General features: G+C 60.3%; 28 protein-coding genes and 4 tRNA genes. 20 read left to right on the top strand and 12 right to left on the bottom strand.

The genetic code is table 11. The annotated features are described in order from the left end of the window. The first annotated feature begins 98 nt into the window (after nt 1-98). The 14 genes from LUU92_RS19230 to LUU92_RS19165 all read left to right on the top strand — a co-directional run bounded on the left by LUU92_RS19230 (nt 99) and on the right by LUU92_RS19165 (nt 13,363). Entirely contained in the window at nt 99-1,109 is a 1,011-nt protein-coding gene (locus LUU92_RS19230) for an aspartate-semialdehyde dehydrogenase (RefSeq protein WP_257102495.1), read from the top strand. Nucleotides 1,110-1,271: 162 nt separating this feature from the next. After that, the gene (locus tag LUU92_RS19225; protein WP_257102494.1) at nt 1,272-3,821 is read left to right on the top strand and encodes a FimV/HubP family polar landmark protein; all 2,550 of its coding nucleotides are present in this window, start codon (nt 1,272-1,274) and stop codon (nt 3,819-3,821) included. Between the two features lie 141 nt (nt 3,822-3,962). Then, complete coding sequence (truA, locus tag LUU92_RS19220; protein ID WP_071492219.1) at nt 3,963-4,787, top strand: tRNA pseudouridine(38-40) synthase TruA; 825 nt, start codon at nt 3,963-3,965, stop codon at nt 4,785-4,787. A 64-nt stretch (nt 4,788-4,851) separates the two neighbouring features. Beyond that, nucleotides 4,852-5,484, top strand: a complete 633-nt coding sequence (locus tag LUU92_RS19215) for a phosphoribosylanthranilate isomerase (protein WP_071492218.1) — start codon at nt 4,852-4,854, stop codon at nt 5,482-5,484. 243 nt (nt 5,485-5,727) lie between these two features. Further along, the gene (gene accD / locus LUU92_RS19210) at nt 5,728-6,648 is read left to right on the top strand and encodes an acetyl-CoA carboxylase, carboxyltransferase subunit beta (RefSeq protein ID WP_025856447.1); all 921 of its coding nucleotides are present in this window, start codon (nt 5,728-5,730) and stop codon (nt 6,646-6,648) included. Then, the gene (gene folC, locus LUU92_RS19205; RefSeq protein ID WP_257102493.1) at nt 6,645-7,952 is read left to right on the top strand and encodes a bifunctional tetrahydrofolate synthase/dihydrofolate synthase; all 1,308 of its coding nucleotides are present in this window, start codon (nt 6,645-6,647) and stop codon (nt 7,950-7,952) included. The genes accD and folC overlap by 4 nt, the downstream gene beginning before the upstream one ends. After that, complete coding sequence (locus LUU92_RS19200; protein WP_257102492.1) at nt 7,936-8,595, top strand: SPOR domain-containing protein; 660 nt, start codon at nt 7,936-7,938, stop codon at nt 8,593-8,595. Before folC ends, LUU92_RS19200 begins: the two co-directional genes overlap by 17 nt. Before the next feature lie 113 nt (nt 8,596-8,708). Beyond that, nucleotides 8,709-9,266: a CvpA family protein gene (locus tag LUU92_RS19195; protein WP_003192538.1), complete on the top strand. Its 558-nt coding sequence runs from the start codon at nt 8,709-8,711 to the stop codon at nt 9,264-9,266. A gap of 41 nt (nt 9,267-9,307) precedes the next feature. Next, a complete protein-coding gene (purF, locus tag LUU92_RS19190) occupies nt 9,308-10,813 on the top strand; it encodes an amidophosphoribosyltransferase (RefSeq protein ID WP_058426877.1) in 1,506 nt (501 codons plus the stop codon). Between the two features lie 65 nt (nt 10,814-10,878). Beyond that, the gene (locus LUU92_RS19185; RefSeq protein ID WP_071492215.1) at nt 10,879-12,090 is read left to right on the top strand and encodes an O-succinylhomoserine sulfhydrylase; all 1,212 of its coding nucleotides are present in this window, start codon (nt 10,879-10,881) and stop codon (nt 12,088-12,090) included. A gap of 11 nt (nt 12,091-12,101) precedes the next feature. Then, entirely contained in the window at nt 12,102-12,866 is a 765-nt protein-coding gene (locus tag LUU92_RS19180; RefSeq protein ID WP_071492214.1) for an SDR family oxidoreductase, read from the top strand. Nucleotides 12,867-12,973: 107 nt separating this feature from the next. Then, nucleotides 12,974-13,049: transfer RNA gene (locus LUU92_RS19175), tRNA-Val, on the top strand. A gap of 55 nt (nt 13,050-13,104) precedes the next feature. Then, a tRNA-Asp gene (locus LUU92_RS19170) sits at nt 13,105-13,181 on the top strand. A 105-nt stretch (nt 13,182-13,286) separates the two neighbouring features. Then, nucleotides 13,287-13,363: transfer RNA gene (locus tag LUU92_RS19165), tRNA-Asp, on the top strand. 162 nt (nt 13,364-13,525) lie between these two features. Here the strand turns inward: LUU92_RS19165 and LUU92_RS19160 are convergent. Beyond that, the gene (locus tag LUU92_RS19160; protein WP_257102491.1) at nt 13,526-14,809 is read right to left on the bottom strand and encodes an NAD(P)/FAD-dependent oxidoreductase; all 1,284 of its coding nucleotides are present in this window, start codon (nt 14,807-14,809) and stop codon (nt 13,526-13,528) included. A 184-nt stretch (nt 14,810-14,993) separates the two neighbouring features. Between LUU92_RS19160 and LUU92_RS19155 the strand changes: the two genes are divergently transcribed. Beyond that, nucleotides 14,994-15,070 (top strand) — tRNA-Val (locus LUU92_RS19155). A gap of 97 nt (nt 15,071-15,167) precedes the next feature. Here LUU92_RS19155 and LUU92_RS19150 read toward each other — a convergent pair. Together LUU92_RS19150 and LUU92_RS19145 are read right to left on the bottom strand one after the other, a co-directional pair. After that, complete coding sequence (locus tag LUU92_RS19150) at nt 15,168-15,332, bottom strand: hypothetical protein (protein ID WP_257102490.1); 165 nt, start codon at nt 15,330-15,332, stop codon at nt 15,168-15,170. 9 nt (nt 15,333-15,341) lie between these two features. Beyond that, complete coding sequence (locus LUU92_RS19145) at nt 15,342-15,887, bottom strand: hypothetical protein (RefSeq protein WP_257102489.1); 546 nt, start codon at nt 15,885-15,887, stop codon at nt 15,342-15,344. A 343-nt stretch (nt 15,888-16,230) separates the two neighbouring features. Here LUU92_RS19145 and LUU92_RS19140 point away from each other — a divergent pair, with 343 nt between their 5' ends. The 3 genes from LUU92_RS19140 to pcp are packed head-to-tail and all read left to right on the top strand — an operon-like array spanning nt 16,231 to nt 18,543. Then, nucleotides 16,231-16,947 (top strand): DUF969 domain-containing protein, encoded by a 717-nt coding sequence (locus tag LUU92_RS19140; protein WP_257102488.1) that lies wholly within the window; start codon nt 16,231-16,233, stop codon nt 16,945-16,947. Further along, nucleotides 16,944-17,894 (top strand): DUF979 domain-containing protein, encoded by a 951-nt coding sequence (locus LUU92_RS19135; protein WP_071492205.1) that lies wholly within the window; start codon nt 16,944-16,946, stop codon nt 17,892-17,894. The genes LUU92_RS19140 and LUU92_RS19135 overlap by 4 nt, the downstream gene beginning before the upstream one ends. 7 nt (nt 17,895-17,901) lie before the next feature. Next, entirely contained in the window at nt 17,902-18,543 is a 642-nt protein-coding gene (gene pcp, locus LUU92_RS19130; protein WP_257102487.1) for a pyroglutamyl-peptidase I, read from the top strand. A gap of 15 nt (nt 18,544-18,558) precedes the next feature. Here pcp and LUU92_RS19125 read toward each other — a convergent pair whose 3' ends face one another. The 5 genes from LUU92_RS19125 to LUU92_RS19105 form a co-directional block, all read right to left on the bottom strand. Further along, on the bottom strand, nt 18,559-18,783 hold the full coding sequence (locus LUU92_RS19125; protein ID WP_058426270.1) for a hypothetical protein: 225 nt from the start codon (nt 18,781-18,783) through the stop codon (nt 18,559-18,561). 124 nt (nt 18,784-18,907) lie between these two features. After that, nucleotides 18,908-20,308, bottom strand: a complete 1,401-nt coding sequence (locus LUU92_RS19120) for a heavy metal sensor histidine kinase (RefSeq protein ID WP_222540076.1) — start codon at nt 20,306-20,308, stop codon at nt 18,908-18,910. Continuing rightward, entirely contained in the window at nt 20,305-20,976 is a 672-nt protein-coding gene (locus LUU92_RS19115; protein ID WP_071492202.1) for a heavy metal response regulator transcription factor, read from the bottom strand. The genes LUU92_RS19120 and LUU92_RS19115 overlap by 4 nt, the downstream gene beginning before the upstream one ends. Nucleotides 20,977-21,018: 42 nt before the next feature. Next, nucleotides 21,019-21,264, bottom strand: coding sequence for a DUF2790 domain-containing protein (locus LUU92_RS19110; RefSeq protein ID WP_071492201.1), 246 nt, complete (start codon nt 21,262-21,264; stop codon nt 21,019-21,021). A 111-nt stretch (nt 21,265-21,375) separates the two neighbouring features. Beyond that, nucleotides 21,376-22,146 (bottom strand): alpha/beta fold hydrolase, encoded by a 771-nt coding sequence (locus LUU92_RS19105; protein ID WP_257102486.1) that lies wholly within the window; start codon nt 22,144-22,146, stop codon nt 21,376-21,378. 211 nt (nt 22,147-22,357) lie between these two features. On the opposite strand from LUU92_RS19105, the gene LUU92_RS19100 reads away from it, so the two are divergent. Further along, nucleotides 22,358-23,035 carry an HAD-IA family hydrolase gene (locus tag LUU92_RS19100; protein ID WP_257102485.1) on the top strand — a complete coding sequence of 226 codons (678 nt, stop codon included), beginning with the start codon at nt 22,358-22,360 and terminating at the stop codon, nt 23,033-23,035. A 517-nt stretch (nt 23,036-23,552) separates the two neighbouring features. Here LUU92_RS19100 and csrA read toward each other — a convergent pair. Next, nucleotides 23,553-23,747 carry a carbon storage regulator CsrA gene (gene csrA / locus LUU92_RS19090; RefSeq protein ID WP_003192511.1) on the bottom strand — a complete coding sequence of 65 codons (195 nt, stop codon included), beginning with the start codon at nt 23,745-23,747 and terminating at the stop codon, nt 23,553-23,555. Nucleotides 23,748-24,010: 263 nt separating this feature from the next. On the opposite strand from csrA, the gene LUU92_RS19085 reads away from it, so the two are divergent. Next, nucleotides 24,011-24,376, top strand: coding sequence for a penicillin-binding protein activator LpoB (locus LUU92_RS19085; protein WP_071492197.1), 366 nt, complete (start codon nt 24,011-24,013; stop codon nt 24,374-24,376). Nucleotides 24,377-24,407: 31 nt separating this feature from the next. Here the strand turns inward: LUU92_RS19085 and LUU92_RS19080 are convergent, their stop codons facing one another. The 3 genes from LUU92_RS19080 to LUU92_RS19070 form a co-directional block, all read right to left on the bottom strand. Further along, nucleotides 24,408-25,097 carry an endonuclease gene (locus tag LUU92_RS19080; RefSeq protein ID WP_071492196.1) on the bottom strand — a complete coding sequence of 230 codons (690 nt, stop codon included), beginning with the start codon at nt 25,095-25,097 and terminating at the stop codon, nt 24,408-24,410. Between the two features lie 4 nt (nt 25,098-25,101). After that, nucleotides 25,102-25,353 (bottom strand): DUF1654 domain-containing protein, encoded by a 252-nt coding sequence (locus tag LUU92_RS19075; RefSeq protein WP_083351486.1) that lies wholly within the window; start codon nt 25,351-25,353, stop codon nt 25,102-25,104. Nucleotides 25,354-25,524: 171 nt separating this feature from the next. Beyond that, nucleotides 25,525-26,613 (bottom strand): asparaginase, encoded by a 1,089-nt coding sequence (locus tag LUU92_RS19070; protein WP_071492194.1) that lies wholly within the window; start codon nt 26,611-26,613, stop codon nt 25,525-25,527. Nucleotides 26,614-26,983 lie beyond the last annotated feature (370 nt).

The raw sequence follows: 26,983 nt of genomic DNA, 5'->3' as shown, positions 1-26,983 counted from the left end.
ATAAGGCCATCAGCCCTACCACAAATGCCAGCTTAATTGCCTCACCCCCCACCACCCGGTAAAGTGCCGCTCCCCCCGCAATGCCCGAGGCAGCCCCCATGACCCAGACTTTTGAAATCGCCGTGATCGGCGCCACCGGCACCGTCGGCGAAACCCTGGTGCAGATCCTGGAAGAGTTGGATTTTCCGGTGGGCACTCTGTATCTGCTGGCGGGCAACAACTCGGCCGGCGCCTCCGTGCCCTTTCGTGGCAAGAATGTGCGGGTCAAGGAGGTCGACGAATTCGACTTCAGCAAGGCGCAGTTGGCGTTCTTTGCGGCGGGGCCGGCGGTCACCCTGAGTTTTGCGCCGCGTGCCACGGCGGCTGGGTGCTCGGTGATCGACTTGTCCGGCGCCTTGCCGGCCACGCAGGCTCCGCACGTGGTGCCGGAGGCCAATGCCCACGTGTTGGAGGGGCTGAAGAAGCCGTTCCAGCTCGGCAGCCCCAGCCCGTCGGCGACCAACCTGGCGGTGGTGCTGGCGCCTCTGCGGGGCTTGCTGGATATCCAGCGGGTGAACGTCACCGCCAGCCTGGCGATGTCGGCCCAAGGGCGTGAAGCCGTCAGCGAACTGGCCCGGCAAACCGCCGAGCTGCTGAATATGCGCCCGCTGGAGCCGAAGTTCTTTGATCGGCAGGTCGCCTTCAACCTGTTGGCGCAGGTTGGCACGCCAGACGCCCAGGGGCATACGGCCCTGGAAAAACGCCTGGTCCATGAGTTGCGTGCAGTGCTGGAATTACCTTTGCTAAAGATTTCCGCAACCTGCGTTCAAGCGCCGGTGTTTTTTGGCGATAGCCTGACAGTGTCCTTGCAACTGGGGGCGGCGGTTGATCTGGCGACAGTGAGCCGTGCACTTGACGCTGCGCCGGGCATCGAGCTTGTGGATGAAGGGGATTTTCCTACAGCCGTCGGCGATGCAGTGGGCCAGGATGTGGTCTACGTCGGTCGCGTCAGGGCAGGTGTGGATGACCCGGCGGAACTAAATCTGTGGCTGACGTCAGATAACGTACGCAAAGGCGCCGCACTGAATGCCGTGCAGCTGGCGCAGTTGTTGATAAAAGGCCTTGCGTAAAAGATACTTGGCGGCAATTTGTAGATTGATTCTAGCCAGGCGCTATGCTTGGTCCCAGGCAGGAAAAGTTGCGCGTCGGTGACCTATCGGCTCGCCATGCCTTATGGCAGCGGTTACCAACCTTCTCGCAGGCCGGGGAGTGTTCAAACAAAGGATGAGGCTATGGTTCAAGTTCGCAAACTGGTGTTAGCAATAGCGGCCGCCTCGGCGCTGTCCTCCGGTATGGCGCAGGCGCTGCAGCTGGGGGAGATGACCCTCAAGTCGAAGTTGAACCAGCCGTTGGCGGTGGAAATCGAATTGCTCGATGTCGGTGGCCTCACGGCCTCCGAGATCACGCCAAGCCTGGCTTCGACCCAGGCATTTGTGGACGCGGGCGTTGATCGCCAGGCGTTTCTCGATGACCTGACGTTTACCCCGGTGGTCAATCCAAACGGCCGCAGCGTGGTGCGCGTCACCTCCAGCAAGCCGTTGCCTGATTCCTACGTGCGTTTCCTGTTGCAGGTGCAATGGCCTAATGGCCGTTTGATGCGTGACTACAGCGTGTTGCTCGACCCGGCCAAGTTCGAGCAGCCGGCACCCACCGCTGCCGCGCCTGCGCCGCGTCTGGCTGCGCCGACCAACGCCGCGCCCGCCGCGAGCAAACCGGCACAGCACACCACCACCTCCCGCGACACCCTGTGGGAAATCGCCGCGAAGCACCGTAATGGCGGCTCCGTGCAGCAGACCATGCTGGCGATCCAGGCGCTGAACCCGGATGCGTTCATAGACGGCAATATCAACCGGCTGAAAACCGGCCAGGTCCTGCGTCTGCCAGATGCCGTACAAAGCACTGCACTGCCGCAACCCCAGGCAATTGCTGAGGTGAGCGCGCAAAATGCCGCCTGGCGCCAGGGCCGACGCGCCGCCACCAACCCGGCAGCGGGCAAGCAGCAACTGGACGCCACCAAGCGCACCCAGGCCGGTAACGCGCCCGCAAGTACCAACACCAAAGACAACCTGAGCCTGGTGTCGGCCGAGGCCGCCAAGAAGGGCGCCAAGGGCAAGGCGGGCGACAGCGCGGCACTCAGCGACAAGCTGGCGATGACCCAGGAGCAACTGGACACCACCCGTCGCGACAACGAAGAGCTGAAAAGCCGCGCGGCAGACCTGCAAAGCCAGTTGGACAAGCTGCAAAAACTGATTCAACTGAAAAACGATCAGCTCGCCCGCTTGCAGGCTGAAAAGGGTGTTCCGGCTGCTCCGGCGACTGCCGCGATGCCCGCGCAGTTGGCAGGCGAGCCATCCACTGCACCTGCTACGCCCGAGGTCGCCACCCCTGCACCCGTCGCGCCAGCGCCTGAGCCGGTCAAGGCGGACGCGGCACCGGCCAGCGCCGACGGCAAATTCAATGAACTGCTGACCAACCCGATTGTTCTCGGTGTGATCGGGGGGGCGGCGGGCCTGCTGGTGCTGCTGCTCCTGCTGTTGTGGGCGCGCCATCGCAATGCGCGCCGCGAAGAGGAAAAACACCTGCGCATGGCGCGGGCCCTGGCTGAAGAGCCGGAGTTCACCTCGAACCTTCATGACGACCTGCCGCCGAGCAGCTTCGAAGGCCTGGAGACGCCGCCGCCCAGCGTAAAGCTGGCCGCCGCACCGGCCCCGGCTCCGGTGGTTGAACCGGCGGTTGTTGTGCCGACTGTTGCTTCCGTACTTGCGCCGCTGGCGGTTGCCGTGGCCCCGGTGAATTCAAACGATGCGCTGGCCCAGGCCCAGTCTCATATCGATCGTGGCCACCTGAACCAGGCTGCCGACGTGCTGGAGCAAGCGATCAAGCATGAGCCCAAGCGCAGCGACCTGCGCTTGAAGTTGATGGAAGTCTACGGCCTGCAAAACGACAAGGACGGCTTCGTGACCCAGGAGCGTCAACTGGTGGCCAATGGTGAAAACCACGCCCAGGTCGAGCAGCTCAAGACTCGCTTCCCGGCCATGGCCGTGTTGGCGGCGGGTGTCAGTGCCGCGGTGGCGGCTGCTGCCCTGGATGCTCAATACGTCAAGGATTTGCTCGAAGACAAACCGGCGCCTGCGCAGCCGGAGGCCTTTGACACTGATTTCGATCTCAGCCTGGACGATCTTGAAGAAGCTTCCCCGGCTCAGATCAAGGACGATCAGCAGACCTTTGAGTCGCTGTTGCAGCAGCAGACCGAAGCCAAGGCCGAGACGGACGACTTGTCGGACTTCGATCTCGACCTGCAACTGGATGCCCCGGCTTCGGCACAATCCGACGACGACTTCCTCTCGGGCCTGGAAGAGCAGATGAAGGACGTGCCGGCCGTGGAGCCGCCGACCCTCACGCCTGCGGCATTGGATGACTTCGATTTGCCGGAGGATTTCGACCTGTCCCTGGCTGATGAGCCGGAAGCGGCCGCCAAGCCCGATGCTTTCACGTCGGAACTGTATGATGTCAACGCCGAGCTGGATCGCCTGTCCCAGAGCCTGGAACATCCGTCCATCGAGCCGTCCTTTACCGCGGAAGACGCGGCGCTGGGCGATGATGAGCCGGAATTCGACTTCCTCTCCGGCACGGATGAGGTGGCTACCAAGCTCGATCTGGCCCAGGCCTATATCGACATGGGCGATGCGGACGGCGCGCGGGATATCCTTTCCGAAGTGTTGACCGAAGGCGATGAGGTTCAACGCGGCGAAGCCAAGGAAATGCTCGGTCGGTTGGCTTGACAGCCCGTTGTTCAAACAGCGGCGACCTTCGGGTCGCCGTTTTGCTTTTGTGGGCTCTCCTGCAAACCGGCATAATGGCCGCCTTCGCGCAACTCATCAGGCTCTCAGTTCTTGGCAAATATAGATAACCCGACCGCCGAAATGGCGGCCGCAGGCTTTTACCGCATCGCCTTGGGCGTGGAATACAAGGGCTCGCGCTATCGCGGCTGGCAGCGTCAGGCGTCCGGCGTGCTGACGGTGCAGGAGACCCTGGAGAACGCCCTGTCGAAAGTCGCCGATTCACCGGTATCGCTGATGTGCGCCGGGCGTACCGACGCCGGTGTGCATGCCTGTGGCCAAGTGGTGCATTTTGACACTCAGGCCGAGCGGTCAATGAAGGCCTGGGTGATGGGCGCAAATATCAATTTGCCCCATGACGTCAGCGTCAGTTGGGCCAAGGTCATGCCGGCGCATTTTCATGCGCGTTTCAAGGCCATCGCCCGGCGCTATCGCTATGTGATCTACAACGACCAGATCCGCCCGGCGCACCTCAACGAAGAAATTACCTGGAACCACCGCCCGCTGGATGCCGAGCGCATGGCCGAGGCTGCGCAGCACCTGGTGGGTGTGCATGATTTCAGCGCCTTCCGTGCTGGCCAGTGCCAGGCCAAGTCGCCGATCAAGGAGGTCCACCACCTGCGGGTGACTCGTCACGGCAAGATGATCGTGCTGGATATCCGTGCCGGGGCCTTCCTGCATCACATGGTGCGCAACATCGCCGGGGTGCTGATGACCATCGGCACTGGCGAGCGTCCGGTAGAGTGGGCCAGGGAAGTGCTGGAAAGCCGCGTTCGTCGCACGGGAGGGGTCACGGCACACCCGTTCGGCCTTTACCTGGTGGATGTGGAGTACCGCGACGAGTTCGAGTTGCCGGAGCGTTTCATCGGACCACACTTCCTCACAGGTTTCAGCGAACTTGGCGGCTGACGCCCGGAAAAGCTTTTGTTACCATCCGGGGCTTTCTCGGTCCAACCCTGGAGGTTTCCACGACATGTCAGCCGTTCGCAGCAAGATTTGCGGGATTACCCGCATAGAAGACGCGCTGGCGGCGGTCGAGGCAGGGGCGGATGCCATCGGTTTCGTGTTTTATGCCAAGAGCCCACGGGCGGTGAACGTGCTGCAGGCGCGAGCGATCATCGCCGCATTGCCGCCGTTCGTGACCACCGTGGGTCTGTTCGTCAATGCCAGTCGCTGCGAGCTCAACGAAACCCTGGATGCCGTAGCCTTGGACATGTTGCAGTTCCATGGCGACGAAACGCCTGAGGAATGTGAAAGTTACCAGCGGCCGTATATCAAGGCGCTGCGTGTCAAAGCCGGGGATGATATCGCGGCGGCGTGTTCCGCCTACGGCAGTGCCCGCGGGATTTTGCTGGACACCTATGTCGAAGGCGTACCCGGCGGTACTGGCGAAGCGTTCGACTGGTCGCTGATTCCCGCAGGCTTGAGCAAGCCGATCATCCTGGCCGGCGGGCTCAACCCCGCAAATGTCGGGGCGGCAATCGAACAGGTGCGACCGTATGCCGTGGATGTCAGCGGTGGGGTGGAGCAGGGCAAGGGCATCAAGGATCACAGCAAGATTCGCGCATTCATGCAGGCTGTGCGCAACAGCAGGGGTGCAATGTGACGGCTGGCAGTCTGCCGCCGTCCATAACTACCACTGTGTAAAACAGCCCGGCGCCGCCTGTGGTGGCCCGGAAACGAAGTGGCAACCCTGCGCTGGCAGGTTGTCTGGAAGGCTGAGGATACAGGCAGGAAAAGGCCGGTCGAACGTCTGACCCCGTCCAGCCTGTGTCATCGCCACATATGAATTTAGCTCAAGGGCATACGCGGGGCTGTGTTCAAGCCACCGGTACTGGAGAAAGAAAGCATGAGCAACTGGTTAGTAGACAAACTGATCCCTTCGATCATGCGTTCCGAGGTGAAGAAAAGCTCGGTTCCTGAAGGTCTGTGGCACAAGTGCCCATCCTGCGACGCGGTGCTGTACCGCCCGGAGCTGGAAAAGACCCTGGACGTTTGCCCCAAGTGCAACCACCACATGCGTATCGGCGCCCGCGCCCGCATCGACATCTTCCTCGACGCCGAAGGCCGTAACGAGTTGGGCGCCGACCTGGAGCCGGTTGACCGTCTGAAGTTCCGTGATGGCAAGAAGTACAAGGACCGCCTGACCGCTGCGCAAAAGCAGACCGGTGAGAAAGACGCCCTGATTTCCGTCAGCGGCAAGCTGCTGGGCATGCCGGTCGTGGTGTCGGCATTCGAGTTCTCCTTCATGGGTGGCTCCATGGGCGCCATCGTCGGTGAGCGCTTTGTCCGCGCCGCCAACTATGCCCTGGAAAACCGTTGCCCGATGATCTGCTTCGCGGCCTCCGGTGGTGCGCGCATGCAGGAAGCCCTGATCTCCCTGATGCAAATGGCCAAGACTTCTGCGGTCCTGGCACGCCTGCGTGAAGAAGGTATCCCGTTCATCTCCGTGCTGACCGACCCGGTCTACGGCGGCGTTTCCGCCAGCCTGGCGATGCTGGGTGACGTGATCGTCGGCGAGCCCAAGGCGCTGATCGGCTTTGCCGGCCCGCGCGTGATCGAGCAGACCGTGCGTGAAAAACTGCCGGAAGGTTTCCAGCGCAGCGAGTTTCTGCTGGAGCACGGTGCGATCGACCTGATCATCCCGCGCGGTGAGCTGCGCCCACGCCTGGGCAACCTGCTGGCGCAAATGATGGGCCTGCCGACTCCGGTGTACGTCGCGCCTAAAGTCGAGCCGATCGTCGTGCCGCCGGTGCCTGCAAACCTATGACCCAACGTACCCTGGGCGAGTGGCTCGCCTACCTTGAGCAGTTGCATCCGTCCGCCATCGACATGGGCCTGGAGCGCTCGCAACAGGTAGCGGCCCGCCTCGGGTTGGGCCGCCCGGCGCCGCGAGTGATCACGGTGACCGGCACCAATGGCAAAGGCTCTACCTGTGCCTTTGTCGCGGCGCTGCTGCAGGCCCAGGGGCTGAAAGTCGGCGTCTACAATTCCCCGCACCTGCTGCGTTATAACGAGCGGGTGCAGCTCAATGGTGTCGAAGCCACGGATGAGCAACTCTGCGAAGCCTTCGCCGCACTCGATGCGGGCCGGGGCGAGATCTCCCTGACTTACTTCGAGATGGGCACCCTGGCGGCGTTCTGGCTGTTCGAGCGTGCGCAACTGGATGTGGTCGTGCTGGAAGTCGGCTTGGGTGGGCGCCTGGATACGGTCAACGTGGTGGATGCCGATTTGGCGTTGATCACCAGTATTGGCGTGGACCACGCCGACTATCTTGGCAATACCCGTGAGTCCGTGGCCTATGAAAAGGCCGGGATCTTCCGCCAGGGCAAGCCGGCGTTATGTGGTGATATCGATCCTCCGCACACCTTGCTGGACAAGGTGCGTGAGCTGGATTGCCCATTTTTCCTGCGTGGCCGCGAATTCAATCTCCAGATCGGCGCCTTTGACTGGCAGTGGCGTGGGCGTGATGCCCGTGGCCAGGTCGTCGAGCTGAGCGGCCTGCCGCTGCTGAACCTACCGATGGAAAACGCCGCGCTCGCGCTGCAAGCCTATCTGCTGCTGGATCTGCCGTGGAATGCCGAACAGATCGCGGCCACCTTGCTGGCGACTCGCGTGGTAGGGCGTCTGGACCGACGTGAATTCGAATGGCAGGGCAAGCGCCTGAACCTGCTGCTGGACGTGGGGCATAACCCCCATGCGGCCGAGTACCTGGCGCAGCGTCTGTCGCGCACGCCGCCGGTCGGTCGTCGCTTGGCCGTGTTCGGCCTGCTGGCCGACAAGGACCTGGAGGGTGTGGTCGCGCCCTTGCTGGGCAGTGTCCAGGCCTGGGCCGTCGCGCCGCTGGATACACCGCGCAGCCGCCCGGCCGCCGAGCTGGAAGCGGCCTTGCAGAACCTTGCTGCGCCGGTGACGTCGTATGCAAGCGTGACCGATGCCCTTGAAGCGCAGTGCGCCATTGCCACGCCCAACGATGAGATTCTGTTGTTCGGGTCATTTTATTGTGTTGCCGAGGCGCTTGAGTGGTTAGCCCGGCGCTCCACGGAGGAAGCTGCACATGGCATTACTGGATAGCGCATACAAGCAGCGAATGGTCGGTGCCCTGGTGCTGGTGGCATTGGCGGTGATCTTCCTGCCAATGCTGTTTTCTCGCCAGGATGAAGAGCGTCAGGTCGTTGTCGAGGCGCCGGCCGCGCCCCAGGCGCCCGCAGTGCCTCAGGTGCAGGTTGAGCCAGTGGTGGTTCCAGAGCCTCAGGCCTTGCCGGAGGAGGAGCCGGTGCCGACTGATGCTCAGGTAGTCGCACAGCAAGCGCCGTCGATGCCGGTGCAGCCGAGCGTGCCGGTGGTCAAGCCGGCGCCTGCGCCGACCGTAGCGGCCAAGCCTGCTGCGCCGGCACCTGCGCCCAAGCCGGTAGCGCCGCAGCCCGCCGCGCCGGGCAAGCCGGATGTCGGCCAGAGCCGCATCGATCCGAATGGCTTGCCGATCAGTTGGTCGATCCAGGTGGCCAGCCTGGGCAGCCGCGAGGGCGCCGACGCGTTGCAGAAGAAGCTGCGTAGCCAAGGCTACAACGCCTATATCCGTAGTGCCGATGGCAAGAACCGGGTGTTTATCGGGCCGCTGATCGAGCGTGCCGAGGCAGACCGCCTGCGGGATTTGCTGGATCGCCAGCAGAACCTCAAGGGTTTCGTGACCCGGTTCCAGCCTGAGCGGGGTTGAAAGCGGATTTGCTCACCCCAAACTACTGATTTGCAAGGCAGCCACAATCACAGCTTACCGACAGCCCGACGCTCTGCTAAAATGCGCCGCCTCATCTGTCCGTAGGCTCCAACGTGCCATTTACCTGGGTTGATTGGGCGATTGTTGCAATCGTCGCCATCTCCGCTTTGATCAGTCTAAGCCGCGGCTTCGTCAAAGAAGCACTGTCGTTGCTGACCTGGATCATCGCAGGAGTCGTAGCCTGGATGTTCGGTGGTTCATTGTCGGTCTACCTGGCCGGATACATCGAGACACCTTCGGCTCGCGTCATCGCGGGCTGCGCCATCATGTTCATCGCCACGCTGCTGGTGGGGGCAATGGTCAATTATCTTATTGGCGAGTTGATACGTGTCACCGGCCTCTCCGGGACCGATCGATTTCTCGGCATGGCCTTCGGCGCCGCGCGTGGCGCGTTGCTGGTGGTCGTGGCGGTCGGGCTCTTGAGCCTGGGGCCGGTACAGCAGGATTCGTGGTGGCAGGAGTCGGTACTCGTGCCAAAATTTCTATTGGTTGCAGACTGGTCCAAGAACCTCATTCTGGGGTGGAGCAGTCAGTGGCTGGCCAGCGGAATCAGCGTACCCGCTGATCTTCCGTTCAAGGAACACCTCTTGCCGGCCAAAACGCCTCAGTAAGTTGTGTTCAGTCAAGATTCATTAAGTAGGGGTTGCGTCGCATGTGTGGCATCGTCGGTATCGTCGGTAAGTCGAACGTCAATCAGGCGCTGTATGACGCGCTAACCGTCCTCCAGCACCGCGGCCAGGACGCTGCCGGTATTGTGACCAGCCACGACGGCCGGTTATTCCTGCGCAAGGACAATGGTCTGGTACGTGACGTGTTCCATCAGCGTCATATGCAGCGCCTGGTCGGGCATATGGGCATTGGCCATGTGCGTTATCCGACTGCCGGTAGCTCGACGTCGGCCGAAGCTCAACCTTTCTACGTCAACTCGCCTTACGGCATCACCCTGGCGCACAACGGCAACCTGACCAACGTTGAACAACTGGCCAAGGAGATCTACGAATCTGACCTGCGCCACGTCAACACCAGTTCCGACTCGGAAGTGCTGCTCAACGTGTTCGCCCACGAGCTGGCCCAGCGTGGCAAGCTGCAGCCGACCGAAGAAGACGTCTTCGCCGCCGTTACTGACGTGCATAACCGTTGCGTCGGTGGTTACGCGGTAGTGGCCATGGTCACCGGCTATGGCATCGTCGGTTTCCGTGACCCGCACGGCATCCGCCCGATCGTGTTCGGCCAGCGTCACACCGACGAAGGCGTCGAGTACATGATCGCTTCCGAAAGCGTGTCCCTGGACGTGCTGGGCTTCACCCTGATTCGCGATCTCGCGCCAGGCGAAGCGGTGTACATCACTGAAGACGGCAAGCTGCACACCCGTCAGTGCGCCGTGGCGCCGAAGCTCACCCCGTGCATCTTCGAACACGTCTACCTGGCGCGTCCGGATTCGATCATCGACGGCGTTTCGGTCTACAAGGCGCGCCTGCGCATGGGCGAGAAGCTGGCCGAGAAGATCCTGCGCGAGCGCCCAGAGCACGACATCGACGTAGTGATCCCGATCCCGGACACCAGCCGCACCGCTGCGCTGGAACTGGCCAACCACCTGGGCGTCAAGTTTCGCGAAGGCTTCGTGAAGAACCGCTACATCGGCCGCACCTTCATCATGCCGGGCCAGGCAGCGCGCAAGAAGTCGGTACGCCAGAAGCTCAATGCCATCGAGCTGGAGTTCCGCGGCAAGAACGTGATGCTGGTGGATGACTCCATCGTGCGCGGCACCACCTGCAAGCAGATCATCCAGATGGCCCGCGAAGCCGGTGCGAAGAACGTGTACTTCTGTTCCGCAGCGCCTGCCGTGCGTTACCCGAACGTGTACGGCATCGACATGCCGAGCGCCCACGAGCTGATCGCGCACAACCGTTCGACACAGGACGTGGCCGACCTGATCGGCGCCGACTGGTTGATCTACCAGGACCTGCCAGACCTGATCGAGGCGGTCGGCGGTGGCAAGATCAAGATCGAGCAGTTCGACTGCGCGGTGTTCGACGGCAAGTACGTGACCGGCGACGTCGACGAGGCCTACCTGAACAAGATCGAGCAGGCGCGCAACGACTCGTCGAAGATCAAGACCCAGGCGGTCAGCGCGATCATCGACCTGTACAACAACTGAGTGACAACCGGCCCTGAGGGGCCGGTTTTGTATCTTAAATAAAGAATTGAGTAAGGAGTGGCAGCATGAGTCAGGAATGGGATGCCGGTCGGTTGGACAGCGACCTCGATGGCGTAGCTTTCGATACCCTGGCTGTGCGCGCCGGCCAGCACCGCACCCCGGAAGGTGAGCACGGTGATCCGATGTTCTTCACCTCCAGCTACGTGTTCCGTACTGCGGCCGATGCCGCTGCGCGCTTTGCCGGCGAAGTGCCGGGCAACGTGTATTCGCGTTACACCAACCCGACCGTGCGTGCGTTCGAAGAGCGTATCGCGGCGCTGGAAGGCGCTGAGCAGGCGGTTGCAACGGCGACCGGCATGGCCGCCATCCTGGCGGTGGTGATGAGCCTGTGCAGCGCTGGCGACCATGTGCTGGTGTCGCGCAGCGTGTTCGGGTCGACCATCAGCCTGTTCGAGAAGTATTTCAAGCGTTTCGGCATCGAAGTCGATTACGTGCCCCTGGCGGATCTGTCCGGCTGGGATGGGGCGATCAAGGCCAACACCAAGCTGCTGTTCGTCGAGTCGCCGTCCAACCCTCTGGCCGAACTAGTGGATATCGCTGCGTTGTCCGAAGTGGCGCACGCCAAGGGCGCAATGCTGGTGGTGGACAACTGCTTCTGCACTCCGGCGTTGCAACAACCGTTGAAGCTGGGCGCGGATATCGTTGTGCACTCGGCCACCAAGTTCATCGATGGCCAGGGCCGTTGCATGGGCGGTGTGGTGGCGGGTCGCAGCGAACAGATGAAGGAAGTCGTCGGCTTCCTGCGCACCGCTGGCCCGACCTTGAGCCCGTTCAACGCCTGGATCTTCCTCAAAGGCCTGGAAACCCTGAGCCTGCGCATGAAGGCCCATTGCGCCAACGCCCAGGCCCTGGCCGAATGGCTGGAGCAACAGGACGGCATCGAGAAGGTGCACTACGCCGGCCTCAAGAGCCACCCGCAACACGAATTGGCTCAGCGTCAGCAGCGCGGTTTCGGTGCTGTGGTGAGTTTCGAAGTGAAGGGCGGCAAAGAGGGCGCCTGGCGCTTTATCGATGCGACACGCCTGATCTCCATCACCGCCAACCTGGGTGACAGCAAAACCACCATTACCCACCCGAGCACCACGTCTCACGGCCGCCTGGCGCCGCAGGAGCGTGAGGCTGCGGGCATTCGTGACAGTCTGATCCGCATTGCGGTAGGCCTGGAAGACGTGACGGACTTGCAGGCTGACCTGGCTCGCGGGCTGGCAGCCTTGTGATCGAGTGGTCCATGGAAGCCGCAGTTGCCAGTAACGGCCGTGTTGCGCTGGTCACCGGCGCGGCACGGGGCATTGGCCTCGGGATTGCCGCATGGCTGATCAGCGAAGGCTGGCAGGTGGTATTGACCGACCTGGACCGTGAGCGCGGTTCCAAGGTGTCCAAGGTGCTGGGTGAGAATGCCTGGTTTATCAGCATGGACGTGGCCGACGAGAAGCAAGTCGCCCAGGGGGTCGCCGAGGTGTTGGGGCAGTTCGGGCGCCTGGACGCGTTGGTCTGCAACGCGGCGGTGGCCGACCCGCGCAACATCACGCTGGAAAGCCTGGACCTCGCGTACTGGAATCGGGTGCTGGCGGTGAACCTCAGTGGGCCGATGTTGCTGGCCAAGCACTGTGCGCCGTATCTGCGCGCCCACGGCGGCGCTATCGTCAACCTGGCGTCGACGCGGGCTCGCCAATCGGAGCCGGACACCGAGGCCTATGCTGCGAGCAAGGGCGGCTTGCTGGCCCTGACACACGCCCTGGCGATGAGCCTGGGGCCGGAAGTGCGGGTCAACGCGGTCAGCCCCGGCTGGATCGATGCGCGTGACCCGGCGGCCCGGCGTGCCGAGCCGTTGAGTGACGCCGATCACGCCCAGCACCCTGCGGGCAGGGTAGGTACGGTGGAAGACGTGGCGGCAATGGTGGCGTGGCTGTTGTCGCGCCAGGCGGGGTTTGTTACCGGGCAAGAGTTTGTCGTGGATGGCGGCATGAGCAAGAAGATGATTTACAGCGAGTAGGGTGGATAGCTGTCTTGAAGCAATTTTGTCTTTTTCAGAAAAACTTCAAGCAGGCTATTGACTTAGGTCCGCTACCTGCGTAAATTTCGCGGCCTCAACGAAGCAAAGGGTGATTAGCTCAGCCGGGAGAGCATCTGCCTTACAAGCAGAGGGTCGGCGGTTCGATCCCGTCATCACCCACCACTTCTTGAGAGTTTTGCTTCAGGGCAAGACGCAACGTTAAAGGTTGCACCGACGCGCAGCGGTAGTTCAGTCGGTTAGAATACCGGCCTGTCACGCCGGGGGTCGCGGGTTCGAGTCCCGTCCGCTGCGCCATATTTTCCAGGTTCGATGTGTCGGACTTGAGATTGAACAGCCAATGCTGATCGATCAGATGTTTAAAGACGGTTGAGTCCTTATGTTCAGCCGGTCAAGCGATACGCAGCGGTAGTTCAGTCGGTTAGAATACCTGCCTGTCACGCCGGGGGTCGCGGGTTCGAGTCCCGTCCGCTGCGCCATATCTGTCTCAAGGCCTACTGAACGCCTTGGAGCACAAAGCAAGCCTCTGGCTACTTTGATCCGATAGCAAAGACCCTGGTCGAAAGACCGGGGTTTTTTGTGCCTGTGATTTGATAAGTGCGACCTGTAGGAGCCTGCAAACGGGCTCCTACAGGTTCGAGTCAGAATCCCAATTTGTCGCGTAGCCCGTAGTACCAGGCACCCATTGCCGCAAATGGTGTGCGCAACAGTTGCCCACCCGGGAACGGGTAGTGCGGCAGGTCGGCAAACGCGTCAAAACGCTCTGCCTGGCCTCGCAGTGCCTCTGCCAGTACCTTGCCCGCCAGGTGCGTATACGTCACGCCATGGCCGCTGCAGCCCTGTGAGTAGTAGATGTTGTCGCCCAGGCGACCCACCTGCGGCAAACGCGACAGGGTCAGCAGGAAATTGCCGGTCCAGGCGTAGTCTATCTTCACGTCCTTGAGCTGCGGGAAGGCCTTGAGCATCTTCGGGCGGATGATCGCTTCGATATTCGCCGGGTCGCGCGCGCCATACACCACGCCGCCGCCGAAGATCAGGCGCTTGTCGCGGGTGAGGCGGTAGTAGTCGAGCAGGTAGTTGCAGTCTTCGACGCAGTAATCCTGCGGCAGCAACGTTCTCGCCAGCTCATCGCCCAAGGGGGCGGTGGTGATCACTTGTGTGCCGCACGGCATGGACTTGGCGGCCAACTCCGGCACCAGGTTGCCCAGGTAGGCATTCCCCGCGACGATGATGAACTTGGTCCTGACCTTGCCCTCGGCGGTATGCACCACCGGGTTGGCGCCGCGCTCGATACGCACGGCAGCGGATTGCTCGTAGATCGTGCCGCCCAGGGACTCCACGGCGGCCGCTTCGCCGAGTGCCAGGTTGAGTGGGTGGATGTGCCCCCCGCTCATGTCCAGCAAGCCGCCGACGTAGTTGTCACAGGCTACTACTTCGCGAATACGGCGTTCGTCCAGTAGCTCCAGTTGGGTGTGGCCGTAGCGCTCCCATAGACGCTTCTGTGACTCCAGATGGCCCATGTGCTTACTGTTGAGCGCGGCGAAAACACCACCATCCTTCAGGTCGCACTGAATCTGATACTTGGCCACCCGCTCACGAATGATCTTGCCGCCTTCAAACGCCATCTGCCCCAGCAGTTGCGCCTGCCTGGGGCCGACACTGCGCTCGATTACATCAATATCACGGCTGTAGCTGTTGACGATCTGCCCGCCATTGCGGCCCGAGGCGCCAAACCCCACCTTGGCGGCTTCCAGCACCGTCACGCGAAAACCGCTCTCCAGCAGGAACAGGGCGCTGGAGAGGCCGGTGTAGCCGGCGCCGATCACGCACACATCGGTTTCGACGTCGTCTTGCAGGACTGGGCGAGGTGGAGCTGCATTTGCGGAAGCGGCGTAATACGACTGGGGGTAGGGGGTGTTCGCCATCCTGGAACCTCTGTTTTATATTTTTTACGAGTGCGCCGATCCTACCTGAGTTGAAAATTGCCTGCCAGCCACCCGAAATCCGCAGGTGTACCCCACGCAAATAAAAAATTCGCATATTCATAGGGTTAGCTGCAAAAAAGATGTTGACACCCCTCCGGAATTCCGTAGAATGCCGCCTCACAGCAGGCACGTAGCTCAGTTGGTTAGAGCACCACCTTGACATGGTGGGGGTCGTTGGTTCGAGTCCAATCGCGCCTACCAAACAAAATCCGCTCTGCTGGGCGGTCTAGAAGGGCTCACCGAAAGGTGGGCCCTTTTTTGTTGCCTGCGATTTGAAAAACTTTTGCAAACCCTCTCTTCAGCCCGTATCTCCAAGAAAAATCTGCAGCAACACCAGTTCAACTACCGCCACCAGCAGTAAAAACATCACGAACCTGAGTGAGAACACGCGTTTTCGCCGTGGTGGGGTGTAGTCGCCTGCGAACTCAAGCAGCTTCCAGATGAATTCGAGAAACTCGCTCATGATGAGGGCTTACTTGGCCTTGGCGTTCTTGATATCGCTGATCATCTGTTTGGCAATCGCCTGCACCTGCTTCTGCGTCATGGCCGAGGCAATGCCTTCCCAGGCGGATGACGAGGTGTCGTAGGTACGCGAGCCAATCGGCGTGCCTGATTTCAGGTCGAAGTAATTCGCGCGGGAGAACACCCAGGCGTTGCCTACCAGCGCACCGGCTACATACCGTGAGCCCGGCTCGATGTAACGAAACTTGCTCACATTGATCTTGATGCCGACACCCTCTTCACCACTTGGTGCTACCGCCGTGCTTTCGGTGACGTTGAAGCCGGCCTGTCGGGCTTCGACCTGAAGCGCGTTGTTCCAGTCGCGCTTGAGCAGGTTCCAGTCCGGGTTTTGCTCGACTTGGCCTTCGCCCTTGATGCTCACCACGAGGTTGTGTTTCGCGGAGTCCGGGATCGCCAGCGCTGCGCTGCTGCCACTTTTTACCTTGGCGGCGCAACCACCCAGCATGGACAGCGCAACTGCGCAGGAGAGGGCGATCAGGGCCTTTTGGGTTTTCATTGAATTTCCGTATCCACAGCAGTTAGGAGGGAGAGGCGTGCGCAGGCCATTCGCGCAGGCCTGTTAAATAAGCGGCGCCAAGATGCGCGAATCCCTGCGGGTCTGTCCACATCTCGTTACATGCAGGCTGTGCAATCACCCACAAAATTTATTGGTTCGCAGCAACAATTTTTCTTGTTGGACACCTCCCGCCCCCAGGCAGCAAAGTTGCCGCCACTGACGCTCGACCTTCTGGGTCAACAATAAAAAAACCGAGCCGACTGCACGCCACTTCCTGCTGTGAACCCTTTGTTCACATCCTGCTGTAATGGCCCCGCAGCGCGCACTTAAGGACCTCACCGCCATGCAAACTGTTGTGAACTTATGGCCGTTGATCGGCGTACTGGTGATCGTGGTTGGCTTTGTATTGCGTATCAACCCTCTGTTGGTGGTCACCGCCGCCGCTATCGCCACCGGGCTTGCCGCCCATTTCCCCCTGGAAAAAATCCTCGCCACCATGGGCGATGGCTTCCTTCAGACCCGTGCCCTGCAATTGATTCTGTTGCTGCCCCTGGCGGTCATTGGACTGCTGGAGCGGCATGGGCTGCGCCTGCATGCGCAGAATTGGATTGCACGGTTCGAGCGCGCCACGGTCGGGCGCTTGTTGATCATCTATCTGTTTGTGCGTGAATCCACGGCCGCCATGGGCTTGACCAGCCTGGGCGGGCATCCGCAGATGGTGCGTCCGCTGCTGGCGCCGATGGCTGAAGGTGCAGCGGAAAAACGCTACGGCAAACTTCCCGACAAACTGCGTCATAAAGTGCTAGCGATGTGCGCGGCAACTGACAATGTCGGCCTGTTTTTTGGTGAGGATATCTTTGTCGCCTTCGGTGCAATCGCCTTGATGCACACCTTCCTGCTGGGCTCGGGGATTGATGTGGAGCCGCTGCATATTGCGGTATGGGGGATTCCTACGGCGATCTGCGCCTTCATCATTCACGCGATCCGCCTGCATCGGTTTGACCGAAGGCTCACCCGAGAGATGACGCCGGCCGCTGCGCTCGTGGAGGCCGCACAATGATTATTTCCATTCAATACCTGTATTGGCTGGCCGGGGTTCTGCTGCTGATCACGGCGGGCATGATCCTGATGGATCGCACCCATCCCAAACGCTGGACCAGTGCATTGTTCTGGCTGTTGTTCGCCATTCCATTCCTGATCGGTGAGCGTCTGCCGTCGGTGGCTATCGGGGTAGGCATAGTGGTCATGGCCTTGATAGCCGGCATGGGCGGCGTCGGCCGTGGCAAGCATGCCGAGCTGCACGACAAGGCATCCCGTGCCAGTGCTGGTCGCCTGGGGCACAAGCTGTTCATCCCGGCGTTGGCGATCCCGCTGACCACGGTGATCGGATCGGTGTTGCTCAAGCACACCGAGATCGGCGGAGTGCCGTTGCTGGACCCGAAAAACACGACCTTCGTTTCTCTCGGTATCGGCTGCCTGATCGCCCTTGGCCTGGCGTGCTGGTTGACCCGTGATACGCCGGTGCAGGCCTTGCGTGAATCCCGTCGCCTGACTGAAGCGCTGGGCTGGGCCATGGTGCTGCCGCAGATGCTGGCAATGCTGGGTTTACTGTTCAACGAAGCCGGGGTTGGTACGGCTGTCGCGCATGTCACCACTACCTATATCAACCTTGATTTCAAGTTGGTGGCGGTGATCGTCTATGTGCTGGGCATGGCGTTGTTTACGGTGATCATGGGGAATGGCTTTGCAGCTTTCCCTGTAATGACCGGCGGTGTCGGCGTGCCGGTGTTGGTGGGTATCTATGGCGGTAACCCCGCGGTGATGGCGGCGATCGGTATGTTCTCCGGCTACTGCGGTACCCTGATGACCCCGATGGCAGCCAACTTCAATATCGTCCCGGCGGCGTTGCTCGAGCTGCCGGACAAGAATGCGGTAATCAAGGCCCAGCTTCCGACCGCGTTGATGATGCTGGTGGTCAATATTGTGCTGCTTTATCTGTTGATGTGAGGCCGTGATGCAAATTGTACTGCTGACGGGTTTCGAGCCCTTTGATCAAGACCGGGTGAACCCCTCCTGGGAAGCCGTGCGCCAACTGGACGGCGTGCGACTGGGAAGCGATGTGCAGATTGTTGCGCGATTGCTGCCTTGCGCATTTGCCACGGCGGGCGCTTGCCTGACCGGGCTGATCGACGAGTTGCACCCGGCGATGGTGATTGCGACTGGCCTGGGGCCTGGGCGTAGCGATATCTCAGTCGAACGGGTGGCGATCAATATCAATGATGCACGCATCCCCGATAACCTCGGGGAGCAGCCTATCGATACGGCTGTCGTAGCCGGCGGCCCGGCGGCCTACTTCACGACCTTGCCGATCAAGGCGATGGTCAAGGCTGTGCGCGACGCGGGAGTCGCGGCCTCGGTATCGCAGACGGCTGGGACATTTGTGTGCAACCAGGTGTTTTATCTGTTGCAGCATGCGCTCGCAGGTTCTGGGGTACGCAGTGGGTTTATCCACGTACCTTTTCTGCCAGAGCAGGTGGCAGATTCACAGCGGCCCTCAATGGCGTTGGATACGTTGGTTGTGGGTCTGCAGTCAGCTGTGCTGGCGGCGTGGCAAACACCGGTGGATGTAGAGGAAGCGGGCGGGCAGGTCAGCTGATCGGCCCGACGCTCCTCAAATCGCAAACAGTCGAGTAAGCCCGAAGGTGATAGCGCAAGCCAGGCCTGTCATGGCGAATGCGGTTGCCACGTACCATTTGATAAGGTTCAGTTCAGTAGTTGCCAGGTCTGCCTTGGAAGCGAAGTGCTTGTCCATGGCGTCTGCCTTGCTCGAAACGGTGATCAGCTTCTCATTCATTTCAGCCAGCCCCTTTTCCAGTAAACCTAATCGCATTTCCATTTCAGGATCTCCATAATTTTACCGCTGCCGGCTCTCCCTTGAGCCCCTTGGGAAGCGAGACTAGTCTGGCTCGCGACCAGTGTTAAGAGACAAACCTTTGCAAAATAACACCGGGCGTTTGCGCTCAATCTTCCCGTCTAGGAAAGAACAGCTCAAAACACGTCACACCTGCCTCACTGCTTACGCTGTACCGCCCGTTATGCAGTTGCATGATGGTTGCCACAATCGATAATCCCAACCCGTTGGACTGTGCAGAACGTTCCCGTGACTCATCCACCCGGTAAAACCGTTCGAACAGCCGCGGCAGATGCTCGGCGGCGATGGTCTCGCCCTGATTGCTGACCCTCAGGTGAATGCCATCGGCGCTTGGCACGGCGCGGATCTCCAGCTCGGTACGTGGCGCACCATATTTGATGGCGTTGGCGCACAGGTTCGCCAGCGCCCTGCGCAGCAGCATCGGCTCCGCCCAGATCACGCCTTCACCTTCTGCGTGAATGCTGATATCCGCATCACCCGCCAAGCCCTCAAAGTACTCGGCGATGCGCTCCACCTCGTCCCAGGCACTGAGTTCCTGGCGTTGCCGCAAAGCACTGGCCGGGTCGGTGCGCGCGAGGAACAGCATGTTATCGAGCATCCGCGCCAGGCGTTCAAGCTCTTCCACATTGGACGCCAACAACTGCTGATAACTTTCAATGCTGCGGTGCTGTTGAAGGGCGACCTGTGTTTCCCCCAGCAAATTGTTGATGGGGGTGCGCAGCTCGTGGGCCATGTCGGTGGACACCTGACCCAGTTGGACAAAGCCCTTGGCCAGCCGCTCAAGCATGGTATTGAATGAATCAATCATCGGCAGCAGTTCTTTAGGCGCACCGTGGCTGTCGAGGCGTTCAGCGAGGTTGCCGACGCCAATGCCTTGAGCGTGCCGGGCCAGGCGTCGCAACGGTAACAGCCCGCGATGAACCAGCAGGTAGCCGACCAGGGCCAGGATGAGTGCGGCAATGCTCGCCAGGATATAAACGCTCAGGCGATAGCTGGCGAGTACGCTGGTGCGCTCGGTCATCAGGCGCCCCGTGGTGACTTGCAGGCTGCCCAGGTCGCCGGAGTCGATGGACGCGGCGACGGTGGCGAAGGGTACGCCGTTGATGCTGGGAAAATGGTGTACGTCGGCGAGCGTCAGTTCGTGGTTCTTGGGGACCGGGGGTATGGAAGGCAGGTCGATATTGCCGGGATTGACCGTCAGCAATGGCTTCTGTCCTGGCGCGGCGATGCTCAGTACCGATTCGCGGTTGCCGAGCATGTTCTGGAACAACTCCGGCTTGGTCTTGATCAGGTCCAGGGTGTTGCTGTCATTGAGCAGGTTGCGCAACTGATCGATGCGGTAGATCAAGGCCGCGTCGTCACGCATGATCAATTCCCGCTCCAGTTCGCGATACAGCGCCACACCGAGGGTCGCCAGCAGGGCGAAGGCGAGGAGGGCGAAGATCAACGCCAGGCGCAGGGTCAGGGAGTAATGACGGCGTGTGTTCATGGCTGGGTATCGAAACGGTAGCCGATGCCACGCACGCTGTGGATCAGCTTGAGCTGGAACGGGTCGTCGATTTTCAGGCGCAGGCGCCGTACGGCCACGTCGACCACGTTGGTGTCGCTGTCGAAATTCATGTCCCACACCCGCGAGGCGATCAGCGAGCGGGACAGCACCTGGTCCTGATGAGTGGCGAACAGGTGCAGCAAGGCGAACTCTTTGTTGGTCAGGGTGATGCGGGTGCCGGCGCGGGTGACACGGCGTTTGAGCACGTCGATTTGCAGGTCGGCGATCTGCAGTTGTTCCTCTTCCCGGCTTGGGCCGCGACGGGTCAGGGTTCGTAAGCGTGCCACCAGTTCAGCGAAGGAAAAAGGCTTGATCAGGTAATCATCGGCACCCAGCTCCAGGCCCTTGATGCGGTCGGCAATGTCGTCGCGAGCCGTCAGGAAAAGTACCGGCGTATCGGCTTCCTTTCGCAGGCGGCGCAGCACCTCCCAGCCGTCCATTTTCGGCATCATCACATCCAGCACGATCACGTCGAACGCTGTTTCCAGGGCCTGGTGCAAACCGTCCACGCCGTCACGGGCAAGGCTGACGGAGTAACCCAGTTCCTGCAGGCCGTTGAGCAGGTAATTGCCGGCCTTGGGTTCGTCTTCGACTACAAGAATGTTCATGGGAAGTGCCCTGTCTCAATGCGTGGCGCAAGTGTAGCCCGATCAATTGTCGCTGGCGCAACCGATGCCCTGGACCTGGTAGTCCAACACATGTTCGCGACCCTGGCTGTCCAGGTAGTCGAGGCGCGCCGGGACGATGCCGCATTGGCCGTAGGTGTCGGTGCTCGACAGCACTTTGGCCACATCCAGGTGCACGAAGAAGCCGGTTTTGTCATGGATCACAGGTTCTGCGGCAAGCACGGAACCGGTAGCGAGCAGAGCGGTAAAACCGAGGACAAACAGTTTCATGGTGGTATCTCTCTTAAAGGGTTGGCTGCCAGATCGTGACAGTGAGTTCACGGTAACCAGGCACCCCGAACAGCCAACCAACAGGATGATGACAAGTTTGTAATGCGCGGCTCAGGGCTGGCGGCCAGAGGCCTCGAGGATCAGGTCGGTGATTTCCTTGGCGTGGGACACCAGCGACAGGTGGCTCGAAGGCACCTCGATGGTGGTGGCGTTCATGCGCTTGGCGAGGAAGCGCTCCAGGTCCGGATTGATGGTCTGGTCATTCGCCGACACTGCATACCAGGAAGGCTTGGTGTGCCAGGCGGCGTTGACGGTGCGACCGCTGAACAGGGTCTTGGCGATGGGCTGCTGCACGGCGTACAGCTCCATGGCCTTGGCATGCGGCACATCGCCGGCAAAGTATTTGAGGAAGGCCCCCTGGCTCAGGGTGAGGTAGCCGTCGTGGTCTTCAACGCCGGCCCGCACCGGCATGCTCGGATACTTTGCCGAGAGTGCGACAAAGTCTTCATTGGCGTCCGGCGCGCGGGCGGCCACGTACACCAGGGCGCTGACCTTCGGGTTGGCCCCGGCGTCGCTGACCACGGTGCCGGCGTAGGAGTGGCCGACCAGCACGGTGGGGCCGTCTTGCTGGTCCAGTACACGGTTGGTGGCGGCCACGTCGTCGGCCACCGAGGTCAGCGGGTTCTGCACGGCAGTGACATGCAGACCGGCGGCCTGGAGGCGGGTGATCACCTCGGACCAGCTCGAGCCGTCAGCCCAGGAACCATGCACCAGCACCACGTTATCGGCTTTGACTGGCGCCACGTTGCCGGCCATGGCGGTGCCCGTGCCCAGCATCAGCAGGCTGGCGGCGATCAGGCAGAGTTTGCTTGCAGGTTTCATGGGGGGACCCTTTTCATCAGTAGGAAGTGGCGTCATCCGGTGTGGGTGACTGACAACTCCACTGTATGAAGTGAGGGTGCTGGTAAGACTTACCGCTCCATTACAAACCTGTAATGCAATCTACGGATCACCTCGGTAGCGTTTACAAGCACCGAGGTGATCCGTAGATTGCATCGGCCTATCATTTTTCCGCCCATGAGGAATTCGCTCAGTGTCTATCCGAGCTTCAGCCGTGTTCAACCGCCGTTACCGTGCCTTTTTGTTTGATATGGATGGGACCTTGCTCAACTCCATTGCCGCTGCCGAGCGGGTGTGGAGCATCTGGGCTGAACGTCATGGGCTGGATGTGGCGGCTTTTTTGACGACTATTCACGGCGCCCGCGCGATCGACACCATCACGCGCCAGGCATTGCCGGGCGTCGATCCCGAGGTTGAAGCGCAGTGGATCACCGAGGCTGAAATCAATGATGTCGAAGGTGTTGTGGCGATTTCCGGCGCCGTGGCATTTCTGAGCCGTCTGCCGGGTGATCAATGGGCGTTGGTCACTTCTGCCCCCAGGGAGTTGGCGTTGCGCCGACTGCAAGCAGCGGGCATTGCGCCGCCGGCGGTATTGGTGACGGCTGAAGACGTGGCCGTCGGCAAGCCGAATCCGGCTTGTTACGTTTTGGGGGCGCAACGCCTGGGTGTGCCGGTGCAGGAATGCCTGGTGTTTGAAGATGCGGCGGTGGGTATTCGTGCGGGAGAGGCCGCAGGCGCGGATGTGATGGTCGTGACGTCGACGCATCACACGCCTGTGGCCACTGACCACCCTTCGATAGACGGGTACCAGCAGTTGGACGTACAGCGTGACGCAGACGGCTTGTTGTACTTGCAGAGTCGGGCGGGCTGATACGAAAAGGCCAAACTCGTGCTGTGACGCTGTTGATAGCGGCGCCTGCTAGCGATGAGCGCGATATCACTGACGAGTTTGCCGGCACAACCTGCGTTGCACGGACTTCTGGATAGGTTTGAGACAAAACAGGAACAAGTACCCGCAAAGCAGCAGCGCCAAGTCCAGCCCCGAATGAGGAGCGGCGGAGCCGGAGCCTTCGATTGCATACTTCAAACCATAGGCCAGCCCTGCGAAGACCCATCCTATCGATAAGGCGATCATCCAAGACGTGTAGGCAAATGGCGGTGGGGGCCTGGGCCGCATCGACATGCTCCTGAATGCACACGGATGGCTGAGTGTCAGTCAGAAGATTCGGCTGAGAATGAAACAACAAGTTCCGGGCGTGAAGACAGTTTCATCTTTCCATGAAGATGAACGCATTGGTGGCGTCAGTCACGCAGCAATGACAAGAGCGGTGTGAAGAGGTTTTCGCCAGCCATTACAGTGCACGAAAGGGCTGGCTACTGAGGGCGCTTCAAGGCGTCTGGTTTTTGTCCGGGGCAGTCAAACCGGCCTGGATGCGCTGGTAGATCTCCTCGCGATGCACGGCAACATCCTTGGGTGCGTTGATGCCGATTCTTACTTGCTGGCCGCTGACGCCCAGGATGGTGATCGTGATGTCATCACCGATGTTTATGCTTTCACCAACTTTGCGGGTGAGTATCAGCATGGACTTCTCCTTGATTACTTTTAAGGACACATGTTTCAGACAGGGCAGGTGTCGGATGTGTGTAGCTTACTGCTAAGCGCTTCCCTGTGACTGCCTCTTTTTAGGACGCATAGAGGCGACATTAATTCCCATGGCGGCATCATACAGGTCTGCGATACATGATTCGCATTGTTTAAGCCAACGTTTATGACGGCCAGAATAGACAGTGAATGATAAAGTCGCCTCTTTATCTTTAAAGGAGCAGGGCAGTGCGTAAAGTAGCGATGGCAATGGCGGTGTTGGCATTGGCCGGTTGCGGTGAGGGCAAACGCGTGGAGGCCCCCAGGAGCAAGCCTGTCGTGACCGAAAACCAGCCTCGAACCGGCGCGATTGCTGCCCAGGAATGGGATGTGTGGGTCGGGCCGCCGGACCACAAGCTACAGGCCATCACCGACCTTACGGCCTGGTTGCTGGAACATGGTTTCAACTTTTACATCGTGAAGGTTGACGGCAAGGACGAAGTCTTGCTGGGGCCGTTCGCGACCAAGGCTGAAGCGGAGGCCAAGCAGGCACTGCTCAACGAGAAAATGGCGCGCGCCAAGAAAACCGATACCGAATCGCAGGTTATCGAGCACAAGGCGGCACAGTAACGCGCCGGGTGGGCGGGAGTTTCGCCCATTTTCAACTACAGGCTTTCAGATTCACCGGGCCGACAAACTCATTGCCGCGCCCCATCACACACGCCACTGTCTGGTTACGCTGGCGCTCCCAGGCCTGCACCGGGTAGGTCTTGTTCCAGGCTTCGTACAACTGGCGATCCTGTTTCGACAGTCGCAAGCCGTACTGTTTGCTCATATAAAAATAGGTGCGGGCGATCATTCCCCGGATGGAAGGGCGCGGCATGACCTTCTTGGCCTTGAAATCCACTTGAGTCAGGCAAGACCCATACTGCCCGCTTTGTACCGGCAGCCAGCCAAAACTGAAGTTATTTCGGTCACCGTTGACCTCACCGATGCTGGGTACCAGGTTGTGCAGGTCCGCTTCGGCACGCTTGAACACGTCATCATGGCGCGTGCAGTTCTTACGCCCACCGTCCTGCCAGCATTGGCGCTGATGCCCGATCTGCCAGGCGGGAACAATGTGCTCCCATTCGATGCGTGCGGCACGATTGGCGTTTTTGCGGGGGATGTAGCCACAGGCTTTCAAGTCCACGCGATTGCCCGTGTACTTGCAACCGCAATAGAACTCGGTGGATTGTGGAGCGTAGAGCTTCCAGGCGATTTTCTTGGCTTCACTGAACGTGCGTGGCGCCTGGGCGTGGGCGGTGACAGCAAAAAACAGGCAGCACACCGCGATAAAACGGACACTCATTGAATCAATCTTCCTTCGGTACAACCCAGAAAATCTGTACGCCACCGTCGTCACGATAGGCGAGGGTGACGTTGTCGTTCTCTGCTATTTCCTCCAGCAAGCGCGCCCATTCATCCTCGGGCTCGTCCGGCAAACGGAAGATCAACGCTGCCTTGGCTTTCTGGGCGTTGGTTGAATTGATGATCTTTTGCACGCGAATAGCCAGGCGTTCGTAGGCATCAGGTGCGGTTGGCACTGCGGAAGAGGACTTTGCCACGGAGTATTCCTTAATAGGCTGTACGCACATACAGTATTTAACTGTAGGCGATTTCGCAACTACTTAAAATTCAAGAAGTTCGTCTTACAGCAATTCAGGCAATTGGGTGTAGGGCGGGGCGGGATGGTGCAGGAGCGAGCATGCTCGCTCCTGCAGGGGGACAGTCAGGAATCAGTATTCCCAGAACATGCGCTGCAGCTCTTTGCTGTCTTGGGTCTTGGTCAAGGCGACCATGGCCAGGATGCGGGCTTTCTGCGGGTTCAGGTCGAGTGCAGCCACCCAGTCGTATTTGTCGTCAGGCTGTTCGGCGTTGCGCAGAACCATGCCACCGGCATTCACGTGGGAAGAGCGAATGATCTGTACACCCTGTTTGCGCAGTTCCACCAGGGCAGGTACGACTTTGGAGGACACGGAGCCGTTGCCAGTGCCGGCGTGGATGATGGCTTTGGCGCCTGCTTGAGCCAGGGCCTTGTAGGCAGTGTCGCTCACGTTGCCGTAGCCATAGGCGATCTCGACGTCCGGCAGGCTCTTGATGTTCTTGATATCGAATTCCGAATCCATGGTGTGACGCTTGGCCGGCAAGCGGAACCAGTAGGATTTTCCTTCAACCACCATGCCCAGTGGGCCCCATGGGCTCTTGAACGCTTCGGTCTTGATATTGATCATCTTGCTGACGTCGCGACCCGACTGGATCTCGTCGTTCATGGTGACCAGCACGCCTTTGCCGCGTGCATCCTTGCTGCCGGCCACGGCCACAGCGTTGTACAGGTTGAGCATGCCGTCCGCCGACATGGCGGTGCCTGGTCGCATGGAGCCGACCACCACGATTGGCTTGTCGGTTTTCTCCACCAGGTTCAGGAAGTAGGCGGTTTCTTCGAGGGTGTCGGTACCGTGGGTGATCACGATGCCGTCCACATCCTTGCTGTCGGCCAGTTCGGCGACGCGGCGACCCAGTTGCAGCAGGTTGTCATTGTTGATGCTTTCGGACGCAATTTGCATCACTTGCTCGCCACGCACATTGGCGATCTGGCTAAGCTCAGGAACACCAGCGATCAATTGCTCGATACCGACTTTCGCTGCCTGGTAGGTGGCGCTGTTGGCTGCGCTGGCACCGGCGCCGGCAATGGTACCGCCGGTGGCGAGGATCACCACGTTGGACAGTTTGGTCTTGGTTTCAACTTCCTTTGCCTGGGCGGCAACGGGGAACAACAGCAGGAGGGCTAACGCGCCCGGAACAAAAGTCTTCAGTGCAGATTTCATTATTTTTCTCTCTGGTTTTTGATGAGTGCTGTAGCAGGTTCATCTAGAACACCCGTGCGGTTCTGAATGCCACGAGGTGATGAGGTAGAGCAGGATCTATACCAGGCTCAGCGTAAACGCTAAAACAATTTAAATTATTGATTTATAACAGTTAATATTGATTTTTCGAGCTTGTTGATCATGTGGGTGTCCGGCTTTCCGAACATCGCACTGCATTGCGTTCGGTTGTCCGAAAAAGTTGATCGCCTGGCTCTGGGGGATGCATGAATGGTGCGTTCCAGCCTGTCGTTTCAGACAACGATAGGAAGTGTGTGATGTTTAGCTGCATCTATGCCCAAGCGTGAGGGACGGCCTGGATAAAAGGCTGTTT

Origin of the sequence: Pseudomonas extremorientalis, from assembly GCF_024584605.1 — a bacterium.
In the GTDB taxonomy this organism is placed as follows: Bacteria; Pseudomonadota; Gammaproteobacteria; order Pseudomonadales; family Pseudomonadaceae; genus Aquipseudomonas; species Aquipseudomonas extremorientalis.
This window is presented reverse-complemented; position numbering and strand designations above follow the sequence as displayed.

Coding starts and splice junctions, on each gene's coding strand:
- LUU92_RS19135 (WP_071492205.1), top strand. CDS start 16,944: ATGATTATTTCCATTCAATACCTGTATTGGCTGGCCGGGGTTCTGCTG.
- LUU92_RS19070 (WP_071492194.1), bottom strand. CDS start 26,613: ATGAAATCTGCACTGAAGACTTTTGTTCCGGGCGCGTTAGCCCTCCTG.
- LUU92_RS19125 (WP_058426270.1), bottom strand. CDS start 18,783: ATGGAAATGCGATTAGGTTTACTGGAAAAGGGGCTGGCTGAAATGAAT.
- LUU92_RS19105 (WP_257102486.1), bottom strand. CDS start 22,146: ATGAAACCTGCAAGCAAACTCTGCCTGATCGCCGCCAGCCTGCTGATG.
- LUU92_RS19085 (WP_071492197.1), top strand. CDS start 24,011: ATGGCAATGGCGGTGTTGGCATTGGCCGGTTGCGGTGAGGGCAAACGC.
- truA (WP_071492219.1), top strand. CDS start 3,963: ATGGCGGCCGCAGGCTTTTACCGCATCGCCTTGGGCGTGGAATACAAG.
- LUU92_RS19080 (WP_071492196.1), bottom strand. CDS start 25,097: ATGAGTGTCCGTTTTATCGCGGTGTGCTGCCTGTTTTTTGCTGTCACC.
- LUU92_RS19185 (WP_071492215.1), top strand. CDS start 10,879: ATGAGTCAGGAATGGGATGCCGGTCGGTTGGACAGCGACCTCGATGGC.
- LUU92_RS19230 (WP_257102495.1), top strand. CDS start 99: ATGACCCAGACTTTTGAAATCGCCGTGATCGGCGCCACCGGCACCGTC.
- folC (WP_257102493.1), top strand. CDS start 6,645: ATGACCCAACGTACCCTGGGCGAGTGGCTCGCCTACCTTGAGCAGTTG.
- LUU92_RS19215 (WP_071492218.1), top strand. CDS start 4,852: ATGTCAGCCGTTCGCAGCAAGATTTGCGGGATTACCCGCATAGAAGAC.
- LUU92_RS19200 (WP_257102492.1), top strand. CDS start 7,936: ATGGCATTACTGGATAGCGCATACAAGCAGCGAATGGTCGGTGCCCTG.
- LUU92_RS19140 (WP_257102488.1), top strand. CDS start 16,231: ATGCAAACTGTTGTGAACTTATGGCCGTTGATCGGCGTACTGGTGATC.
- LUU92_RS19145 (WP_257102489.1), bottom strand. CDS start 15,887: ATGAAAACCCAAAAGGCCCTGATCGCCCTCTCCTGCGCAGTTGCGCTG.
- LUU92_RS19110 (WP_071492201.1), bottom strand. CDS start 21,264: ATGAAACTGTTTGTCCTCGGTTTTACCGCTCTGCTCGCTACCGGTTCC.
- LUU92_RS19180 (WP_071492214.1), top strand. CDS start 12,102: ATGGAAGCCGCAGTTGCCAGTAACGGCCGTGTTGCGCTGGTCACCGGC.
- LUU92_RS19115 (WP_071492202.1), bottom strand. CDS start 20,976: ATGAACATTCTTGTAGTCGAAGACGAACCCAAGGCCGGCAATTACCTG.
- accD (WP_025856447.1), top strand. CDS start 5,728: ATGAGCAACTGGTTAGTAGACAAACTGATCCCTTCGATCATGCGTTCC.
- LUU92_RS19160 (WP_257102491.1), bottom strand. CDS start 14,809: ATGGCGAACACCCCCTACCCCCAGTCGTATTACGCCGCTTCCGCAAAT.
- LUU92_RS19120 (WP_222540076.1), bottom strand. CDS start 20,308: ATGAACACACGCCGTCATTACTCCCTGACCCTGCGCCTGGCGTTGATC.
- csrA (WP_003192511.1), bottom strand. CDS start 23,747: ATGCTGATACTCACCCGCAAAGTTGGTGAAAGCATAAACATCGGTGAT.
- purF (WP_058426877.1), top strand. CDS start 9,308: ATGTGTGGCATCGTCGGTATCGTCGGTAAGTCGAACGTCAATCAGGCG.
- LUU92_RS19150 (WP_257102490.1), bottom strand. CDS start 15,332: ATGAGCGAGTTTCTCGAATTCATCTGGAAGCTGCTTGAGTTCGCAGGC.
- pcp (WP_257102487.1), top strand. CDS start 17,902: ATGCAAATTGTACTGCTGACGGGTTTCGAGCCCTTTGATCAAGACCGG.
- LUU92_RS19225 (WP_257102494.1), top strand. CDS start 1,272: ATGGTTCAAGTTCGCAAACTGGTGTTAGCAATAGCGGCCGCCTCGGCG.